Origin of the sequence: Pollutibacter soli, assembly GCA_029269725.1 — a bacterium.
GTDB classification, from domain to species: domain Bacteria; phylum Bacteroidota; class Bacteroidia; order Chitinophagales; family Chitinophagaceae; genus Pollutibacter; species Pollutibacter soli.
The window spans coordinates 1-18,925 of sequence record JARJHS010000001.1; the positions used below are offsets into that span (position 1 = coordinate 1).

At 41.4% G+C, this 18,925-nt stretch carries 17 protein-coding genes and 2 tRNA genes; 10 read left to right on the forward strand and 9 right to left on the reverse strand.

All coding sequences use genetic code 11. From position 1 onward, the window contains the following. Window positions 1-168 precede the first annotated feature (168 nt). Window positions 169-241, forward strand: a tRNA-Thr gene (locus tag P2W82_RS00005). A 65-nt stretch (window positions 242-306) separates the two neighbouring features. On the opposite strand, the gene P2W82_RS00010 is transcribed toward P2W82_RS00005, so the two are convergent. Together P2W82_RS00010 and P2W82_RS00015 are read right to left on the reverse strand one after the other, a co-directional pair. Further along, a complete protein-coding gene (locus tag P2W82_RS00010; protein WP_336513765.1) occupies window positions 307-906 on the reverse strand; it encodes an AbiU2 domain-containing protein in 600 nt (199 codons plus the stop codon). Between the two features lie 168 nt (window positions 907-1,074). Continuing rightward, a complete protein-coding gene (locus P2W82_RS00015) occupies window positions 1,075-2,085 on the reverse strand; it encodes a phage major capsid protein (protein WP_336513766.1) in 1,011 nt (336 codons plus the stop codon). 219 nt (window positions 2,086-2,304) lie between these two features. Between P2W82_RS00015 and P2W82_RS00020 the strand changes: the two genes are divergently transcribed. Next, window positions 2,305-2,880 carry a hypothetical protein gene (locus P2W82_RS00020; RefSeq protein ID WP_336513767.1) on the forward strand — a complete coding sequence of 192 codons (576 nt, stop codon included), beginning with the start codon at window positions 2,305-2,307 and terminating at the stop codon, window positions 2,878-2,880. Here P2W82_RS00020 and P2W82_RS00025 read toward each other — a convergent pair. From P2W82_RS00025 to P2W82_RS00045, 5 genes are all read right to left on the reverse strand, one after another. Beyond that, complete coding sequence (locus P2W82_RS00025; protein WP_336513768.1) at window positions 2,877-3,068, reverse strand: hypothetical protein; 192 nt, start codon at window positions 3,066-3,068, stop codon at window positions 2,877-2,879. The two genes, P2W82_RS00020 and P2W82_RS00025, sit on opposite strands and share 4 nt — an antisense overlap. Beyond that, window positions 3,065-3,427: a hypothetical protein gene (locus P2W82_RS00030; protein ID WP_336513769.1), complete on the reverse strand. Its 363-nt coding sequence runs from the start codon at window positions 3,425-3,427 to the stop codon at window positions 3,065-3,067. The genes P2W82_RS00025 and P2W82_RS00030 overlap by 4 nt, the downstream gene beginning before the upstream one ends. Window positions 3,428-3,826: 399 nt before the next feature. Next, window positions 3,827-6,292 carry a bifunctional DNA primase/polymerase gene (locus P2W82_RS00035; protein ID WP_336513770.1) on the reverse strand — a complete coding sequence of 822 codons (2,466 nt, stop codon included), beginning with the start codon at window positions 6,290-6,292 and terminating at the stop codon, window positions 3,827-3,829. 276 nt (window positions 6,293-6,568) lie between these two features. Further along, the gene (locus tag P2W82_RS00040) at window positions 6,569-6,844 is read right to left on the reverse strand and encodes a helix-turn-helix domain-containing protein (RefSeq protein WP_336513771.1); all 276 of its coding nucleotides are present in this window, start codon (window positions 6,842-6,844) and stop codon (window positions 6,569-6,571) included. 357 nt (window positions 6,845-7,201) lie between these two features. Then, the gene (locus tag P2W82_RS00045; RefSeq protein ID WP_336513772.1) at window positions 7,202-8,527 is read right to left on the reverse strand and encodes a tyrosine-type recombinase/integrase; all 1,326 of its coding nucleotides are present in this window, start codon (window positions 8,525-8,527) and stop codon (window positions 7,202-7,204) included. Window positions 8,528-8,654: 127 nt separating this feature from the next. On the opposite strand from P2W82_RS00045, the gene P2W82_RS00050 reads away from it, so the two are divergent. From P2W82_RS00050 to trxA, 3 genes are all read left to right on the forward strand, one after another. Then, window positions 8,655-8,719 (forward strand) — tRNA-Thr (locus P2W82_RS00050). A gap of 447 nt (window positions 8,720-9,166) precedes the next feature. Then, window positions 9,167-10,123: a J domain-containing protein gene (locus P2W82_RS00055; RefSeq protein ID WP_336513773.1), complete on the forward strand. Its 957-nt coding sequence runs from the start codon at window positions 9,167-9,169 to the stop codon at window positions 10,121-10,123. Beyond that, window positions 10,123-10,419 carry a thioredoxin gene (gene trxA, locus P2W82_RS00060; protein ID WP_336513774.1) on the forward strand — a complete coding sequence of 99 codons (297 nt, stop codon included), beginning with the start codon at window positions 10,123-10,125 and terminating at the stop codon, window positions 10,417-10,419. The genes P2W82_RS00055 and trxA overlap by 1 nt, the downstream gene beginning before the upstream one ends. Before the next feature lie 4 nt (window positions 10,420-10,423). Here the strand turns inward: trxA and P2W82_RS00065 are convergent, their stop codons facing one another. Continuing rightward, window positions 10,424-10,909, reverse strand: a complete 486-nt coding sequence (locus tag P2W82_RS00065; protein ID WP_336513775.1) for a hypothetical protein — start codon at window positions 10,907-10,909, stop codon at window positions 10,424-10,426. A 246-nt stretch (window positions 10,910-11,155) separates the two neighbouring features. Here P2W82_RS00065 and P2W82_RS00070 point away from each other — a divergent pair, with 246 nt between their 5' ends. The 4 genes from P2W82_RS00070 to P2W82_RS00085 all read left to right on the forward strand — a co-directional run bounded on the left by P2W82_RS00070 (window position 11,156) and on the right by P2W82_RS00085 (window position 17,502). Then, complete coding sequence (locus P2W82_RS00070; RefSeq protein WP_336513776.1) at window positions 11,156-11,797, forward strand: hypothetical protein; 642 nt, start codon at window positions 11,156-11,158, stop codon at window positions 11,795-11,797. 252 nt (window positions 11,798-12,049) lie between these two features. Beyond that, window positions 12,050-15,115 carry an AsmA family protein gene (locus P2W82_RS00075; RefSeq protein WP_336513777.1) on the forward strand — a complete coding sequence of 1,022 codons (3,066 nt, stop codon included), beginning with the start codon at window positions 12,050-12,052 and terminating at the stop codon, window positions 15,113-15,115. A gap of 114 nt (window positions 15,116-15,229) precedes the next feature. Next, a complete protein-coding gene (gene mgrA, locus P2W82_RS00080; protein WP_336513778.1) occupies window positions 15,230-16,219 on the forward strand; it encodes an L-glyceraldehyde 3-phosphate reductase in 990 nt (329 codons plus the stop codon). 149 nt (window positions 16,220-16,368) lie between these two features. Continuing rightward, complete coding sequence (locus P2W82_RS00085; protein ID WP_336513779.1) at window positions 16,369-17,502, forward strand: glycoside hydrolase family 26 protein; 1,134 nt, start codon at window positions 16,369-16,371, stop codon at window positions 17,500-17,502. 54 nt (window positions 17,503-17,556) lie between these two features. Here the strand turns inward: P2W82_RS00085 and P2W82_RS00090 are convergent, their stop codons facing one another. Further along, on the reverse strand, window positions 17,557-17,862 hold the full coding sequence (locus P2W82_RS00090) for a hypothetical protein (protein ID WP_336513780.1): 306 nt from the start codon (window positions 17,860-17,862) through the stop codon (window positions 17,557-17,559). A gap of 93 nt (window positions 17,863-17,955) precedes the next feature. On the opposite strand from P2W82_RS00090, the gene P2W82_RS00095 reads away from it, so the two are divergent. Continuing rightward, complete coding sequence (locus P2W82_RS00095; RefSeq protein WP_336513781.1) at window positions 17,956-18,849, forward strand: hypothetical protein; 894 nt, start codon at window positions 17,956-17,958, stop codon at window positions 18,847-18,849. The last annotated feature ends 76 nt before the right edge of the window (window positions 18,850-18,925 follow it).

Consider the following 18,925-nt stretch of genomic DNA (forward strand, 5'->3'; position numbering starts at 1 on the left):
TTCCTAACCTCCTTTTTATACAGCTCAATTGTGTATAAACCTATATCCAAAACTGAAAATAAAAAAAGCTGCCTCATTTTACTTTTGAGACAGCCTCTTTTTTCAATTCTTAATAGTCAACCGCATAGTCTCTGTTTCAAATTTCTTAGTTTCCTAACTTTATCTCACGCCAACTTAGCTCAGCTGGTAGAGCATTTCATTCGTAATGAAAGGGTCGTCGGTTCGAATCCGATAGTTGGCTCTGCAAAACAAATAAATAGATATAATCGTAGGTTGTTATTTGATGTTTGACATACCATTTGCATACTATTGCTCGCCAAGCGGTATTTTCTTTAACTTTTTAAATTGTTCGATAAATTCTGCAGTATTAATTCCTGAGACACTATGATAATCAGGATAGGTATACTCCCCGGTCGTTTCTTCAAATTCTCTTACTAAACCTTCAAGTAGTGCAATCATTTTTTGCAATTCATTGTACTCGGAAAGTGTAAATAGTCTTTTAACAAACGGATCAGAATTCGGTGTTCCATCTAAATGCGCAAATTCTTTATCTCGTTTATCTCTTAAAACATGATAGATATTCAAACTTTGAACAAGATCGAAGGTGTCTTTCCAAGATTGGAATTCAAGATAAGGAGGATCTGCTTTTTCAAGATCATTAAGTAAGCCGCCAATTGATGCTGCGTTACTCGTGGGATATTTTTTACTAGGTGCATCTGTCAACTTACATAATTCCATTATTAGGATGTAAGTAAAGCCAAGGAGATAATGTATAAAAAACGTTCTTTCGGCTAAAGTGAATCTAGAATCGGCAGTACTTTCTAAAATTTGCTGAGTTTCTTCAAATGCTTTTTTACTCCAATTAAATACAGCTGAAATTGATTCTATACGTTGTTTGATGGTCATAAATTTGTTTGAAACAAATCTAATAATTACCAAAATGAATAAAGAACCCCGGCATTTCTACCGGGGCGACCAGAACAAAGAAACCACAAAATATTTTTAATGAAGCCCCAACCTTAGACAAGGTCGGGGCTTATAGTTCACGCTAAAATCTAAACAACGAAAGAAATATTATTCATCACCTCTGACAAAAGCCTTAGGTGAGTATATCATGATATCCGCACGGCTTTCAGCACGCACGGTTACGTTGTTCTTAATGAAATCGTCACCGGTTTCAGCCGTTCTGATATTGAATGCTTCAGCTTGTGCAATGGCAGCTTTACCAAAGTCACCTACCCAGACCTTACCAGAAGCAACCAGATTCGATTTAAACACCGGCAAACCTGCTACCATTACCTGACCGCTGTCAGAAACCTTTACACCTGCCGGCGTGCTGTAATTGCTCGGTGCAGTTTTCAAAATCTTAACCCATGCTGATGGCCTTAATATAACCGCGCTGGCAGTATAACCGCTGGCCTCCACCTGTGCAACGTAATCCAGAATCTTATCAATTGTTTCCGTTGCCGATGTACTTCCCGTATCTGCTACAGATGTTAGCGAAGTGAAAAAACTCTGATCTTCAGCAGTTAGATAATCCTCAATCAAAGACTGAGAAATATATGCAGCAAGGAAAGGCAAATCTTCAAGCATTACGCGTGATACCTTTACCCAGGCAGCCAAATACTGCAGGGTCTGATTGATCATAAGCACGTCGTAATCCATTTGGCTTTTCTCTGTGTTTTCAGCAACACGGGAGAAAGATCCCTCTGAAATTGTTGTGGGGGTTCTAGGGTAGGCTATGTTACCCGTCGCAGTCTGTACCGTGGTAATCAGATTACGTAAATGAAATTTGTTAGTTGGTCGCTGTGGCGTGCCTGCATAACTTCGGATACTATCCCCTGTTAGGTTTGATCCTATGGTCATGTTTCCGGCAACCTTTAGTTGCATAACATGCTCCTGACCTTTTAGAAGTGCCTTAATCTGTGAAGCATTCTTAATAAGTGCTTCAGTTACTTTTGCCTGCAACGTGTAACCTTCTCCGTTACCGCCTAATATGCGGCCTCCCTTTGCCTGAAGTTCATGCACACGATCTTCTAGCGGCTTAAGCCTGTTGTCTATTTTGTCATTGATCTCATCGATCAATGCAAATGTTTCTTTTGACATTTGGATAAATAAATTACTTGTTAAATAATTCAGATTTGCTCCGGCGCAAGACTTAAAACAAGTGGTGGCTTCTTTGGTGCATTATCGGCTCCGGGGAGGAGTGATGTAGCGAGCTCCGAGTTGATAGCGTTGTGTGGTGGCTATGCCTCTGTTTTACCATACAAAAATACGAAATTTGTAGTTGCAAAACGTTGTGCTATGCGTGAACAATTAGTTAACCAGATTGAAAGCCTGTTGTCAGGAAAAGCAAAACCGCTGGATACATTACCGCCGGTATTTTGGATGATTGACAATGCCACAGGACTATATTACACCAACATAAACGGCAAACGGATTGCCCTGCCACGTGAAAAGATTCAGGCATTCCATGACGCAATGGGAGGTAAGAACTATGTCGTATTTGTGGAAGAAAGATATTCTGAATCACTAAGCAGTAATGAAGATACCGTACCCAATGACAGCCTGATACTGGCTGCTCCCGGTAAGCCGACCATTGTACTTGCATTTGATCAATGTTGTGATGAACTAACAGAGGAAGTGCAGGTATCTGTACCCACCACCACGTTTATTCAGGCTGATCCTGTTCAGAAAAATGATGAACAAGAACCATTGCCAGAACTCAGACCACACACAAAGAAATGCAAGTGTAGTGAATGCAACCCACCACCCCCCGAACCGTTGCAGCCGTTATGCCAAGAAATACGGATATCCGTTTCCGGGAATGCCAGATACAACAATTCCGAGGAAGTGTTTGGTTGGGCTGAATGGTTCTAATTGTGCCTTATGGCTGCGTTATAGCGATCCTCAGACAATTTAACGGCCTCCTGCAGCCAATGGAGACGATCGTCCAGTATGCCTGCTATATCGGCCTGTATTACGATTTGCATCGCCTCTGGTAAAGTGCAGTTCATTACTTCCTGAAGTGTTTGCGCTGTGTTAAGATACTTCTCAATTCTACTCATAACTCAATTTTAATTGTTTCTGATTGTTTAAGATTTTCCAGTGCTTTAGTGGTTGCCGCATCAATGATCATTTGTTGCGTCGCTGCCAGCTGATCGTCGGTGAAGTGCTCTATTGAACCTTCGACCTTCATTGCTGTTGCCTGCAACTTCGGGGTAACATATGCCTGTGCCTCCAAGTAAAAACGTGCTTGCTCCCATGCAGACAGTTCGGATAATATTCGCTCCATGCGTTTATGGGTGTAGAATCCTTTCAGTAACCGCTCAATGCGGCCTCTGTTGGTTGTAGCAGGATTTTTAAAGCTCGGTTGCCCTTTAGGGTTAGGGCTTTTCATCCCTTTCACCCATGCTGGATTTGCCATGTATATGAAGTTTGGTATTTAAAATAGTATGTCAAATTGTTGATCGTGTTTGTAAGTCAATGTTAACCATTTGGTTGTCAGGTAGTTCCTTTCATTAAGCATGAAAGCGGGAATTGTTTCACGTGTGTTCGCGTGGCGTTGTCGCAGTTGTCACACTGAATAATCCGCTTGTCTATACAAGCATAATCGTACGAGGTTACGAGGTTCATTTCCTGATTATTCATTTGGATTTTTTTGTCTAGGTTTTCATGTTATTATTCTTTCTTTTTTATATTTCTCCTAAATAGAAAAGTTAGTTCGTAAGCTCGTAATCCTTTCGAAATCGGCATCCGGCTTGGATTTCCGATACGAGGTTGAAAAAAAGGAGAGCTCGTGGAAGTTCGTAAAAACGCTTTCATTTTAAAATGACTGTACATTTTCCATCGGTTGCCAGTGTTCAATCTCATCGTTTACGAGGTTGTCAGGCTCGTTTACGACCTTCCATTTTTCATAGGCTCGTAAAATTTCATCCTTGAAATGGTACGCCATCTTACCATTAAAACCATTCGTAGTATCCAGGCTAATTCCCATTTCTTTACACCACCGGATGACCCATTTGGAAAACGTTTCCACCTTCAGTTTTTCAAAGTCAGGATACATTTCTGTAAACTGCTTCTTAAAGTCTTCCTTAATTATTTTGACAGGGATTTTATTCTTTACGGTCATATAGTCCATCCATTCAATAAAATTCCGGTTAGTATCCTGTATAAGCTTCTTCTTGTGGAGATTGATATTTTCGGGTTCAATAAGCCCTTCAGACAAGTATAGCTGGATACACTCCACCATATAGTTGTCAAACCGGCACCACTCTGCATTATCCCAGTCATCAAAGAATCTATGATGAAAGTGGTCCATCGGCGTGAATGAGCTGCTAAACGTATCCATCAATTCAAGGTCAAATCTTCGCCGTAAGTGGCTGCTTCCGCTGCCCCTAATTGCGTAGTTTGTTGTAATCAAAAATTTGGGCGACTCTGAATATGGAATAGTAAATGAAGTTTTGTTTTTCTTTTCCACAGTCAGCCCATCGGTTGTCGGTGAAAAAAGCGGCTCCAGATCAAAGTTCTTTTCCGCGTCCTCAATTGCAATTATTTGAGTGCCCTCTGAAAACTGTTGAAAAGCAAAACTCTTTTTCGTGCTGAAGTTTTTCCCATCGACACAGATAATCTTTACGATCTTATCGCAAAATTTAATTAGCAGCCCTTTACCCGTTCCGCCCTGAGGCTCGCTGTCATTCTGATCAAAGGATGCATCGGTAAAGATAGGTATCCGAGGACTCGCCGGATCTTTGTACGGGTGGCACAAATATCCAATTGCACTCCGGAATGAGTTGAGGTTTTTCCCCGCAATAAGTTTGATAAACTCTGCGGCATCTCCATTACTTTCACCTGCATGGAATTCTCTATTCTTAATTTGATCCGCCCATATAAGACCATCCAGATTATCATAAGGTATTAACTCCTGTTTATCTGTGATTTTTAAAGCTCCGTTTTTGTAGAAAACAAATGAAGTCTGGGAAGTGCATCTAAGCATTTGCGTAATATCCAGGTCTTCCAATAAAGTGATGATACCAACCTTTGAAAATATAGTACTGAGGTTTCGAAGAAAGTGGTTATATACTTTCTCTGTTACGTCGTTTTTTACAAAATCGCAGAATAATTTTTTTAGTTTGTCGATAGGGAAAATATGCACGACGTTCCCCACAATCTGAACGATTATAAAGTCATCATCCGACTCTGATCGCCTGAATTTTCTAAATCCAGTTCTTGTTGTCCATTCAGCTATCGCACCGAGATTAATTTCAACCTTGCTAGATTCAGATATTGTATAAAATTCTGACTGTTCTGAATTGAAAACTCCGAAGCCTGTTTCAGCCAAGTATTTAGCTGCGGCAAATTTATCTCCATCATGTTCAAGATATGCCTTCAGTTTAAATGCTGAAATGGGTTCCTCATAGGGAAACTCTGTAGACGTGGTGAAGAGGTAAAGTGTATTAGATTCTTTGAATAGCGTCCCAGAACTTTTGGATGAAGCTCCTGGGCGTCGCAATATAATTCTATCACCATCCTCATTTACGATTGTCCATCCTCTGGTTGTAAGTTGTTCCAACATCCATTCCCAATTGTGCTGCCTGTTGAAAATTACCCAAGGTGCATCCTCCCGGCTCTGTTGCCTTTTGGATAATCCGACAACTTCAGGTACTTCCACTTGGTTGAATGTTTTACAAATGCCGAGAATAATTTGCCTTTCTTCGGGAGTTATCTCAATTATTGATTCAAGATCACCACTATAAAAGTCATAGCCCTTCGATGGTGGCACGGGGGTATAGTCTCCGGTGCCAAGCAGTTCGATCAGAGGTTTTACTGTATCGCCTTTTGCTCGTTCCTGAGTTGTTGCGGGCCGTTCTGCGAGCTTCTTCTTAGCGCTTGTAACATCACATTTGAAGAATAAATGGTAGCCTTTGTTTGGAGTTTTGATAATAAGTAGGCCTTTTATGATATCCGGAAGGGTGTGCTCCAGAATATTCATAAACGTAGAAAACAGCTTTCCTGTAAGGTCATACTTACAATCAAAGTCAAGACAATTCAATTTAAGCTTCGATTCAATTAAAATTGCGACGCCGTCTGTATTGTCTCGGAGATAGAAATTAATATTACCAGCATGAAGTGGTAAAGTTTTCGCCTTGTTCACACCGCCCTTTTTAAAACCAGTAGGTTCTTTCCCGGCAATAGGGATGACGTTGTATCCTAAGTGCATTAGTTCAATTGCATCACCTATTGTAACTTTGTCTTGAACTTCTCTTACTACGGCTGTCTGTGTGTTACTCATCGTCAGCCGTTTTTATTTTCCTCAAGGGAAGTGAAAAAAGTAATGACGTATCGAAAGCAGATTCTTCAGCTCTTTTGCGCCAATAGCGGTAATGTTTAGATGTAAATGGAAGATGTTCATATTCTGTACCATCAACGGTTAACCATTTCACGCACTCGCTTACGTCGTTAACCTTAAACGCTTCACGCGCCGCCCTACATATTGGGCATCCTGCAGGCAGTACATACCTCGAGTTTTTGAAGTGATAGGCGCGAACCGGCAAATAAATTAAATTACTCATTTGCTCACGCCCCCCTTCGTGTATCGTTTTCCGTTAGAGCGTATAAAACTATCCAACTCGGATTTAAAAAAGTACAAACGGCGGCCGATCTTATGGGAAGGTATCTTTCGGCTGCTGGCTCCGTTGTAAAGCGTTTGTTCTGCAATACCGAGGTATTCAGCGGCGGGCTTTAATAAAAGTGCCGATTCTTTTTGTGGTGGTGCTTTTAATGCCTGTAGTTCTGCTTTAAGTGCAGCAACTTCATTCTGCAACTCTCGAAAAGCAGTGGGCAACGTCTCAAATGTTATGTTAGACATTTGTAGCCGCCTCCTGTCGGTTGCTATTGGCTTTCTGCCAACGAGAAATTTCTTCTGGATCGAATGTAACGCGGCCTGAGGGATAGGCCTGAAGGAATGGAATGCGCCCTTGTTTTTTTAACCGGTATATGTGGGCAATGGAAAGTCCGGTTTGCTTTGCAACGCTTTTTGCGTTAACGTGTTTAATCACTTCTGTTCATAATAGATAGTGTGCCTTTTAAATTTTGATTTAATAAATATCCAAGATGCTACTGAAAACTAATTTACTTATACAAATTTACGCAACGATTTGCAACAATCAACGTTTGTTTTATTAACATAATATGTGAATTATTATGCGATTCGCAGAATAGGTGCTGGCTTCTTTTCTTCACGGAATGCTGTCAGGTTTGCTAAATACATTTTCATTTCCGCATCATTGTAAGGTGAGGTATATTCTTCAGTTACTCCACGTTGTGAGTGGGAGAGTGCTTGTTGTCTTGCGGAAAATGGTACACCTCTTTTTTTCAAAACGTCGGCGGCTGTGTAGCGGGCATACATAGTTGTAATTTCTTTGCCGATCGTTTCCATTCCCACTATGTGCATCCTCTTATTAATCCACTTGGTGAAGTTTTGCGTTTTGTCTACAAACTCCTTGTCGCTTTCGTTTCCTGTGACCTTACCAAATACATAAATATTATCACGGCTTCCGTATGTTTCAATGATCCGGGAAATATCATCCGTGACAGGTATGCGGGTCTCAATTACTTTGCTTGTCCTGCCTTCGCTCTTTTTTCTTTTAAATACAATAACCTCATCGTTCTCAATATCCGTCCACTTCAGCCGGATCATATCAGCTATGTTCATTCCCCCTGTCAAGTATGAGAAAAGCCAGTAATCCCGAGCCTCTGTGTTTTCGCCGTTGTATTTATCCAGTTTTTTCAGTTCGTCCTCTGATAAATTCCATCCCGTTCGTCTTACCGTCTCAATCTGGAACGTATGGCGGCCTTTTCTTCCCTTATTTCCAAACGGAACCTTTTCTGCAGGATATAACCCCTGATGTATTGCATCGTTTAATAAAACCCGAATATTGGCCATATAGGCATGGATTGTTCCTTTACTTGCTTTATTTCCGATCAGCCATTCCTCATAGTCGCGAATGAATTTAATGTCAATATTGGCGATGGAAAAGGCAGCTGTGTACTTGAAGGTTTTGTTACTGTTATCATACACCACCTTTGCCGGTGAAAGGAATTTATCCAGACTTCCCATTAATGCACCATAACGGATATAGCTATTTTGCTTTTTCTCCCGGAGCAGGTATTTCCGGTAATCGTCAATAGCTGCCTTTATTGTAAGAACATCAACTTTCATTTTCTTCTTTGGTCTGTCGATCAGCTTCTCTTTAAACTGTCCAGCTTCAAAGGTGCTCATGCCATTGATAATATCCTTTGCCCGCTTTTCAATTTCATTCAACTTCAGCCGTATATCCTTGAACTTGTCACGCTGCCTGGCTCCCAACTTTTCCCCGTAATCCTCCCATTCTTTTACAGTCATGGAAATTCCTGTCGGATAGTACAATTGAGTTTTATAATTGGTCACTCTGAGCCGAACAGGGTAGGTATCTGAATCCTTTTTTTTGTATCTGGTATCGTGGATTAGTTTTGTAGTAACGTTCATTTGACATACTATTTGCATACTAAATTAGTAAATATCCGCGATATGAAAAGTAAATGAACATTCGCAAAATATCATAAAATTCAGTACCAGAGTGGGTTACAGCCTGATTACTTACTTTTTGCAATTTGCCAGATTCACTGAAAAATTTCATTCGTAATGAAAGGGTCGTCGGTTCGAATCCGATAGTTGGCTCAACAGAAAGGCGGTTTTTTACGGCCGGCAGACGAAGTAGTGGTTTGGTTTGAGGTTGACACTGACAGCTGAACGAACAAAAGATCTCCGCAGCCTTCAAACTTTTCCCTGTTCTTTTCTTTGAATATTTCCCTCCATTTGTCAATTCGTTCCCGCAACTCCGCTTTCGGCCTTTCTTTCATTCGGCAGTCATAAGTCGGCCCTTTAACTTTCTTTCATTAGATATTCGGCTTTTTTTCGACTTCGCCCATAAACATTTAAATGACTCTTTGTCACCCAGGTTATTTCAATACTACCCGCATGGTCAGCTGAAAATGATTAAAACTGCAAATACTTCCGATTGACTGATTTTGGTATTGGTATTGATATTTTTACCTGTTACCTGCCGGAACCTGAGCGTGATGGGCATCCGGGATCGATAATCTGGATAGGCGGGCCATAAATCAAATGGAGTACAAAGACTATTATAAAGTTTTAGGAGTAGATAAAAAGGCTTCGCAGGACGAAATCAAGAAGGCATTCCGGAAACTGGCTATAAAATACCATCCTGACAAGACCCAGGGTGATAAAGAGGCGGAGGCTATGTTTAAGCAGGTCAATGAAGCGAATGAAGTATTGAGTGATCCTGAGAAGAGAAAACAATATGATCTTCTTGGAGAAAACTGGAACAAATACCAGCATGCGGGAAGTCAGCCAGGCGGAAATCCGTTTGAAGGGTTTAATGGATTCGGAGGCGGTGGAGGTTCGTACCACTACGAAGGCGATCTGAATGATTTTTTTGCCGGAGCGGGCGGTGGCGGCAATAGCGGATCTGGCTTCTCTGACTTTTTCGAAGCATTCTTTGGAGGTGCACGCGGTGGCGCTGGTTCCAAAAAGAAAGGTAGAGGAAATTCACGATTGAAAGGCCATGATCTCGAAACAGAAATGGAAATATCACTTGAAGAAGCGGCTACCGGTGCGACACGATTGATACAACTCGAGGACGAAAAATTGAGAATAACATCCAAACCGGGAGCTTACGATGGTCAACGGCTTCGTATCAAAGGAAAGGGTGGTAGAGGAAGTGACAGCAATTCCCATGGAGATCTGTTTGTAAGAATCAAGGTAAAGCCAAACTATGTGTTTACCCGTCGCGGAGATGACTTGTACAGGGAGCAAAGTATAGATTTATATACGGCAATTCTTGGTGGTGAAACGATAGTTGACACACTGACCGGAAAGATCAAACTTAATGTCGCTCCGGGAACACAGCCCGGGAAGCAACTGCGTGCAAAAGGTAAAGGAATGCCTGTGTATGGCACAAGTAATTTCGGAGATCTGTATGTGGAATTGAAAGTTAAAATTCCCGAGCAGCTAAACGAGGAGCAGAAACAATTGTTTGAAAAACTGAAAAGCATTTCATAATGGAAACGTTCAAAGATATCATCTCTGGTGACAAACCTGTATTAGTGGATTTTCATGCGGAATGGTGCGGTCCGTGTAAAGCAATGAACCCGGTGATAGCTGCTATCGGAACTGAAGTGCAGGGAAAAGCCAGAGTCTTAAAACTGGATATCGACCGGAACCAGGCAATATCCAATCAGTTCCAGGTACAGGCTGTACCCACGTTTATGATCTTTAAAAATGGGTCTGTGATATGGCGTCATTCAGGTATGATAGATAAACAACAACTCAAACAAAGATTATTATCCTATTCCTGAGTAATTATTTCTTTTTACGTTTTCCGGTGAAATGTCCTTCACCAAGTGTTCCGTAAACAGATTTCCCCTCCATCCTGTTGTTTTCATAAGTACCGATGTAATTTACGGTTACAGCCCTGATTGTGTATTTGAAGGCGAAAGCTTTGCCATGAACTACTCCGATCACCGGAGCTTCACCAAAATCTCCTTTGTAGCTGCCAGTAATCAGGGTATCATTTTCCTGTTTTAAAACGAAGCGTGGCTTACCATTTCCCTGGTCAGTTTTTACCTTGAGTATCCAGGTACCACTGATATCTGAAGACTGCGCCCGCAACTGATTAAAAATTCCTGTACCAATTACTGATACAAACAGCAGTGTCAGCTGCAGCATAATCGACCTGAGTTTTTTATTCTCCATCACTATAAAAATAAAAAATCTCCATAAATAAATAGCTGGTTTAAAAGATGCCGGCAGTCCGGCCTTCTGCGCCCGCAAAATATAAATCGCCATCGACTAAGCTGCATGTGTGTAATTGGCCCAGCTTTTGTATATGGCGGGGTACCGTTTCCTCAAAAAACTACTTCGATTTTTTGCTATCTGATTGTCACAGCCATTGCTGTGTTTCGTCTTATCAATATAGATCAGAAAAATATCGAAATGTGAATTAACAATAGGTTAGTTCTTTTTTGAAATTTTTCTGCAGATCTTGGATAACCGAAAACAACTAATCCATTTACTACCTGACAAAAACTGATTATGAAACGGATACTCTTCACTGCTGCTATCTTCCTGGTTATCGGTGCCAGTGCTCAATCCGGAAGTATTTCTTTCGAAAATTCATGGAAAAAAGGTTCTGATATAGTATACGTCGGCGTTACCAACGAACTAACGTTAACGGGCAGGCTTGAGGAAATAAGGAATATCCGTTGCAGTTCAGGTTCGGTTCTGCGTAACGGTGATAAACTCATCATAAAACCTTCTGTCGGAAATATGGGTGGAGGAGCGATGAAGATTGAAATAGAAACTACAGAAGGGATTGATTCCCTGGTTTTAAACACAGAGCGATTACCCATACCTGAAATATCCATCAGTGGTGGTACAGGTATGCTGACAGAAATACCGAGAGATAAATTTCTTGAATCGCCTACGCTGAAAGTGTCAGCAAAAAACAGTAAAAACGAAAATATTTTTGAAGGATATAAACTGCTGACTTACGAGGTAGTAGTAAATAACACCATTTACAAAGAGACCGACTCCGTTTTTTCCAATGAACTCAAGGAAATCATTGCAGCGCTTCCCGAAGGCAAGACCTTTTCAGTTAATAATATCTCCATGCTCAACCCCGAAACAGGCAAGACTTTTACCTTATCACTGCACAAGGTTTTCCAGCTGAATTAAATTTTTGTTTTTCCCGACCTTCCGCCTGAGCGTAATTCTATAATTCGTATTTTAATGATATTCAGATGATTACGTGATTGAAATGGGCAGCACACGGGTTGTCCTGTTATTAGACTGTGGTTGTACGCACAACAGAGATTTTTAAAAAGCGTTTTAAGAAAGTCTGTTTCTGGCCCTGGTGGTTCTATTTTTGCTGAATATTCAGCTCCGGGCCAAGGAAGGCTGGTGATTTACTGATCTAAATATCCTGCGATGAAAAAAGTATTTCGGATTCTCCTGGTTGTGTTCTGTTTGATTCTCGTCAGTCTTTTCGTGTTGCCGATGGTCTTTAAGGGAAAAATCCTTGCCATTGCAAAAAAGGAAATGAATTCCAGACTGAATGCAAATGCTGATTTTAAAGATCTGGATATTTCGTTCTTTCGTTCCTTTCCGAGGCTTTCAGTAAGACTTGAAGATCTTCGCATCACAGGTAATGCTTCTTTCTCAAAAGACACATTAATCGCTGCAAAAAATATAGATGTTGCAGTTAACATCTGGTCGCTGTTTAATCCGGAGAATATTAAGGTGCATAGTATTTCCCTGGATGAACCAAGAATACATGCTTTGGTCGATAAACAAGGCAGGGCCAATTGGGATATTGTAAAAGCTGATACGACAACAACGAAGGAACCTACAGATACGGCTTCCGCAAAATTCAATCTTGATCTGCATCACTATGCCATCAACAATGGATTTATCGAATACAATGATGAACCTTCGGCTATGTATGCCCGTATTGATGGATTGAACCATGAAGGCAGTGGTGATCTGGGAGCTTCACTGTTTACGCTTTCTACAAAAACAAAAACAGATGCAGTCAGATTTAATTACGGAGGCATTCCTTATCTCAATGGAATAGCTGTGAACCTGGATGGTGATTTTGAAATCAATACCGGCACCAGTACTTATAGTTTTAATAAAACTTCACTTTCATTAAATGATCTGAAAATAAACAGCGATGGCGTTTTCAAAATCGTCAATGACAGCACTTACAATATGGATATAAAATTTGATGCGCCGGCGGCAGATTTTAAATCGATACTAAGTCTTGTACCTGCGATATATAAAAATGATTTCAAGAACATCAAAACAGGTGGTACGGCAAAATTTGATGGATTTGTAAAAGGCGACTACAGCCCGGCTAAGATTCCTGCCTATCATGTGGTATTGAATGTAAACAACGGATCTTTTCAATATCCTGACCTTCCCGGCAGTGTAAAAAATATCAATCTTGACCTTACCGTTGATAACCCTGATGGTGTTACTGATAACACCGTGTTGAATTTGTCAAAAGGGCATCTTGAAATGGACAATGCTCCTTTTGATTTCAAACTGCTCCTAAAATACCCGATGACGCGTCAGTACATCGATGCAACAGCAAAAGGCGGCCTGGATCTTTCGCAGGTGAGCAGGTATGTGAAACTGGGAGCCGATACCAAACTTCAAGGCAAGTTAAATGCCGATATTGCAGCGAAAGGGGATGTTGCCGTAATCAGTCAGCAAAAGCCGGGCGAATTCAGTGCAAAAGGGTTTATCGATATTGCGGATCTGTTCTATTCCTCCGATAGTTTTCCGCAGCCTATTAAAAACACAAGCGCAAAAATTATCATCGAAAATCCTGACGGAATCGCTGATAATACCGTGATAAAAATCCCAGCGGCTCACGTGGAAGTTGGCAATGACAAAGCAGATCTTACATTATTACTTCATCATCCTGCTTCAGATCCTGTTTTCAGCGGCACGGCGAAAGGTGGATTTGATCTTGCCAATGTAAAACAGTTTTATAGTTTTGAACCAGGTACAAGTCTTTCCGGAAATCTTTCGGCAGATGTAAGTTTCGATGGGAAGAAATCATTTATAGATAAAGAGCAATACGACAAAGTAAAGCTCGCAGGTACGATCGCTGCAAACGGAGTAAAATACCAAACTGCTGAATATAAAGATGGCGCGCTGATCGAGCGATCATTGATTACATTCAATCCTGCGACAGTTACAATCAATGAAGTAAAAGGAAGTTTTGAAAAAACAGATTTCACTGCCAAAGGAAGTTTTGATAACCTGATCGGCTATGCATTGAAAGATGAACCTCTTGCCGGAAAATTGCAATTAACAGCGGGTACTATCGATCTTAATAAATGGATGGGCACTACGGCAACGACTCCGCAAACTCCCAGTACATCTGCAACCACAACAAATGAAGTTCCATTCGCTGTTCCATCGAATATTCGTTTTGCTGTTGATGCCAACGCTGCGAAACTGCTGTACGATAAAGTAGAATATAAAAATTTAACAGCGTCTATGTTGATTCATGACCAGGCTGTTGAATTGAAGAATGTGTCTATGGAAGGTCTGGATGGTAATATAGCTTTGAGTGGTTTGTACAGTACCAAAGACAATCCACTTAAACCAGTGATTGGTCTGAGCTATGATTTAAAGAACCTTGACGTGCAGAAAACATTTGCATCTTTCAACACTGTGCAGGCATTGATGCCCATCGCTAAATTCATTTCAGGTAAACTTTCTACCAAACTGACTTTAAACGGTAGTCTTGAAAAAAATATGATGCCCGATCTTGGTTCGCTCACTGGCAGTGGAAACCTCCTGATATTGGAAGGTTTTCTGAGCAAGTTCGCCCCGGTGGAGAAAATGGCGAGCGCATTGAATATAAAACAGCTCGAAAATTTTGCGATGCGTGATGTGAAAACATATTTTGCTGTTAGTAATGGAAAAGTACTGATCAAGCCATTTACTATTAAAGTTGCAGGTATTGAGATGGAGGTGGGTGGCATGCATGGTCTGGACCAATCGATTGATTATATGGTAAACCTGAATGTTCCCACTTCGATGGTGGGGGATAAAGGAATGGCGATGGCGAATAGTCTTGCGAGCCAGGCAGCATCACGCGGATTAAACGTGAAAGTGGCAGAAACTGTTCCATTCCATGTAGGTCTCGGTGGAACGATCATCAATCCGCAAATAAAGGTTGATCTGAAAGAAACCACTGCATCACTTGCAGCAGATCTGAAAAAGCAAACACAGGATTTTGTAAAGGCGGCAGTTGACAGTTCAAAGAAAGCGGCCACAGATACATTGAATGCAGTTAAAAATGAGATCATCAATAATGCAAAAGATGAACTGGCAAAGCAACTTTTAGGTGCCGGCGATACCACCGGGAAAAACAATGTTGCTGACTCCAAAAAGCGCGTGGAAGAAGCGGGGAAAGGATTACTGAAAAACCTGGTCAAGAAGAAACCGAAAGATTCGACCAGTCAGAACTGAGTTGAACGTTCGACGTTTAACGTTTGACGTTAGACCCCGGGAAGGCAGGTCGAATGAAGAAGTGCGACTTTCTGAAAAGTTCTTACTTTTAACTTTTCACCTTTAACCTTCAACATGTACACTCCTTCACATAACCGGTATAGTTCTATGAAATACAACCGGTGTGGAAAATCAGGATTAAAACTACCGGCTGTTTCTTTGGGCCTCTGGCATAATTTCGGTTCGGTTGATGTGTTTGAAAATGGCCGGCAGATTATTCGTCGCGCCTTTGATCGTGGCATCACTCATTTCGATCTGGCAAATAACTACGGGCCGGAACCAGGTTCTGCTGAAGCCAATTTTGGAGAAATACTCCGCAAAGACTTTCCGGGCAATCTTCGGGATGAACTGGTCATTTCAACCAAGGCGGGTTATCATATGTGGCCCGGTCCTTATGGAGAGTGGGGTTCGAGGAAATATCTGCTTTCAAGTCTGGATCAGAGCTTAAAGCGGATGGGATTGAAATATGTAGATATTTTTTATTCTCACCGGCCGGATCCCGAGACTCCGTTGGAGGAAACGATGCAGGCTTTAGATACAGCAGTGAGAAGTGGAAGGGCATTGTACGCAGGCCTCTCTAACTATTCCGCAGCGGAATCAGAAAATGCTGTCCAAATACTGAAACAGCTCGGTACGCCATGTCTTATTCATCAACCCAAATATTCGATGTTTGAAAGATGGGTGGAAAATGGTCTGCTTGACGTGCTCGAAAAGAATGGTGTTGGATGTATACCTTTTTCTCCTCTCGCTCAGGGTATGCTGACCAATCGCTACCTGAAAGGGATACCCGAAGATAGCCGTGCAGCGAAGTCTCATGGTTTTCTGCAGAAAAATGAAATTACGAATGACCGACTCGAACAAATAAAAAAGCTGAATGATATTGCTGTAAAACGAAATCAATCGCTCGCACAAATGGCATTGGCGTGGATTTTAAAAGACATCAGGATTACGACAGTATTGATCGGGGCAAGTAGTGTAAAGCAACTGGATGATAACCTGGATTGTTTGAACAATACCGGTTTTTCGACGGAGGAGTTGGTGACGATTGATGGAATCCTGGGATAGACAGCAGGCAACAGATATGGCGCAGTGCGCAGCTTTTTCTGTTTTATTAATCTGTTTCTCAATTAGACGGCACAAGTCAGGCGCAAGATCATGGCAGTAAGGCTGACGTTCCCGTATCCTGTATTCAGTATTCTTTTCGCTGTTTTGGCATGAATAAAAAATCATCGGTCTCACTTATTATTATTGTTTATTCTTTTCTTGCTGCAACAGGGTTTGCACAGAAGCCTGCTGCCCTAATTGATAAAAAGGCGACCGCAGAAACAAAAAATCTCGCAAAAAACCTGCACATACTGTCTGCTGATCATATTTTATTCGGGCACCAGCATGCGACCGAGTATGGCCATGGTTGGTCGGGAGATGCAGATCGGTCGGATGTTAAATCTGTTACAGGATCTCATCCCGCAGTGATAGGCATCGACCTGATGGGACTTTCAGGCAGGGCAGAAGCTGATATTCAAAAAACGATCATGCAGCTTCAGCGTAATGTTTCGGCTACATATGACCGTGGTGGCGTGACTACAGTGGCCTGGCATTTTTCAAACCCTGTTTCCGGTGGAGGGTTTTACTGGAAAGACAGTGTGTCAAAGCCTGCAGTAAAGCTGATCATCCCGGGCGGATCACATCATAGCGAGTACAAAAGCATACTTCGCCATGTAGCTGATTTTGCTAATGGTGCGAAAGGAAGCGATGGAAAAACAGTGCCGATGATTTTCCGACCCTATCATGAATTTGACGGCAACTGGTTCTGGTGGGGGCGTGCCCATTCTACAGCAGAAGAGTTCAAACAACTTTGGCGTTTTACCATTGCATTTCTTCGCGATAGTCTGAACGTTCACAATTTCATCTATGCTTTTTCACCGGACAATCTTTTCAACACCGAAGAAATATTTCTTGAACGCTATCCCGGCGATGAATGGGTAGATATGCTGGGCATGGATAATTACGGCGATTTCGGTCGCAATGGAAAGTATAATCCTGAAGCAGGATTGAAGAAGCTAAAAATTGTTTCGGACTATGCGGCAAAAAAAGGTAAGCTCGCCGCATTTACTGAAACCGGGCTGGAATCGATACCGCGTACCGATTGGTGGACGGAAGTTCTTTTGAAAACAGTGAAGAACAATAATCTCCGTCTTTCATACGTGCTGGTATGGAGAAATGATGTTAATAGTCCGACGCATTATTATGCGCCCTTCCCGGGACAAGCCAGTGAAGCAGATTTTTTGAAATTTTACCAGGATGAATTCACTTTCTTTGAGAAGGATCTGAAAAATATTTACCGTTAGGATGTTAATAAAAAACCCCGGACCTGCCGGGGTTCATCTTATAATCAGATCAAATTATCTTTTCTTAACAGCTTTCTTAGGAGCTTTTTTCGCCACCTTTTTAACTGCTTTTTTTACCGCTTTTTTTACCGTTTTTTTTGCCACCTTTTTCGGAGCAGCTTTCTTAACAGCTTTTTTAGCTGCTTTTTTTGCTTTCTTTGCTGCAGCCTTTTTTGCTACTTCTGGTTTCGCAGCTCTTTTGATGTCGGCAGCATGCGCACGTTTGTAAGTCTGAATGTCTTTAAAAGTTCCATCGGCATTCCGCACGGCATATAACTTAGTGCCCTTGGAACTGCGCAGCGTTGTACGTTTTGAAGCCATTTGCAGTGAATTTATTGGGTTAATGAATATTTTAAAGTTAAGATTATTTAGTAACTGCAAAATATACACCAGGCTTTTAGAGTTTTAGGAATTATGCTTTCAAGATATATGACAATCACTGGTCTGCTGCTATTGATTCATTTGCTGAACAGTTGCAGTAAAAATGAAGAAAAGCCAACACCTGCTGACACTACCGGATACGAAACTGTTCCGGTACAAAAACCGATCACAGCAGGAGTCATTGATGAAGTTTCCGGTATCGCGCCAGGTTATAACAATGCAGGTAAACTCTGGGCGATAGAAGACAGCGACAGACCGAACGAATTAGGATTGCTTGATCCGAATGGTACTCTTCTGAAAAAAGTTGTACTGACTGGTATTGTAAACCGCGATTGGGAAGATATTGCAACAGGACCTGGTCCTGAAGCAGGAGTGAATTATGTGTACGTTGCTGAAACAGGAGACAATGCCAGCGTGTATAATGAGTATGCTATATTCAGAATGAAAGAACCGCAATCTGCCGATGTAAAAGTCGATGCGATTGACAAAATCAGGTTTGTATATCCTGATGGAAGTCACGATGCCGAGGCAATAATTCTTGATCCATCAACAAAAGATCTGTATGTGATCACAAAGAGAGACGCCAAATCGAAACTGTATAAACTTAGCTATCCATATAAAGTTAATGAGTCGCAGACGCTGACTTTTATTACAGATCTTCCTTACAATTTAGTTACAGCTGCAAATATTTCTGAAGACGGCAAAGAGATACTGGTGCGTACTTACGGATTGATTTATTACTATACTGTCGCTAATGGTAAATCAATCGGTGAGGTACTTTCCGGATCTTTCAAAAACTTACAGCACCAGTCTGAACCGCAGGGAGAATCGATTTGTTTCGCCGGCGATCAGTCTGGCTTTTATACCCTCAGTGAGAAATTGTTTAATGCTCCGGTGAATCTGAATTTTTATGCGAAGAAGCCGTGAGTCGTTAAAAGTTCAACGTTTAACGTTCAACGAAAAAAGTTACTCCTTTCAGAGTAACTCATTAAAAAAGATATTG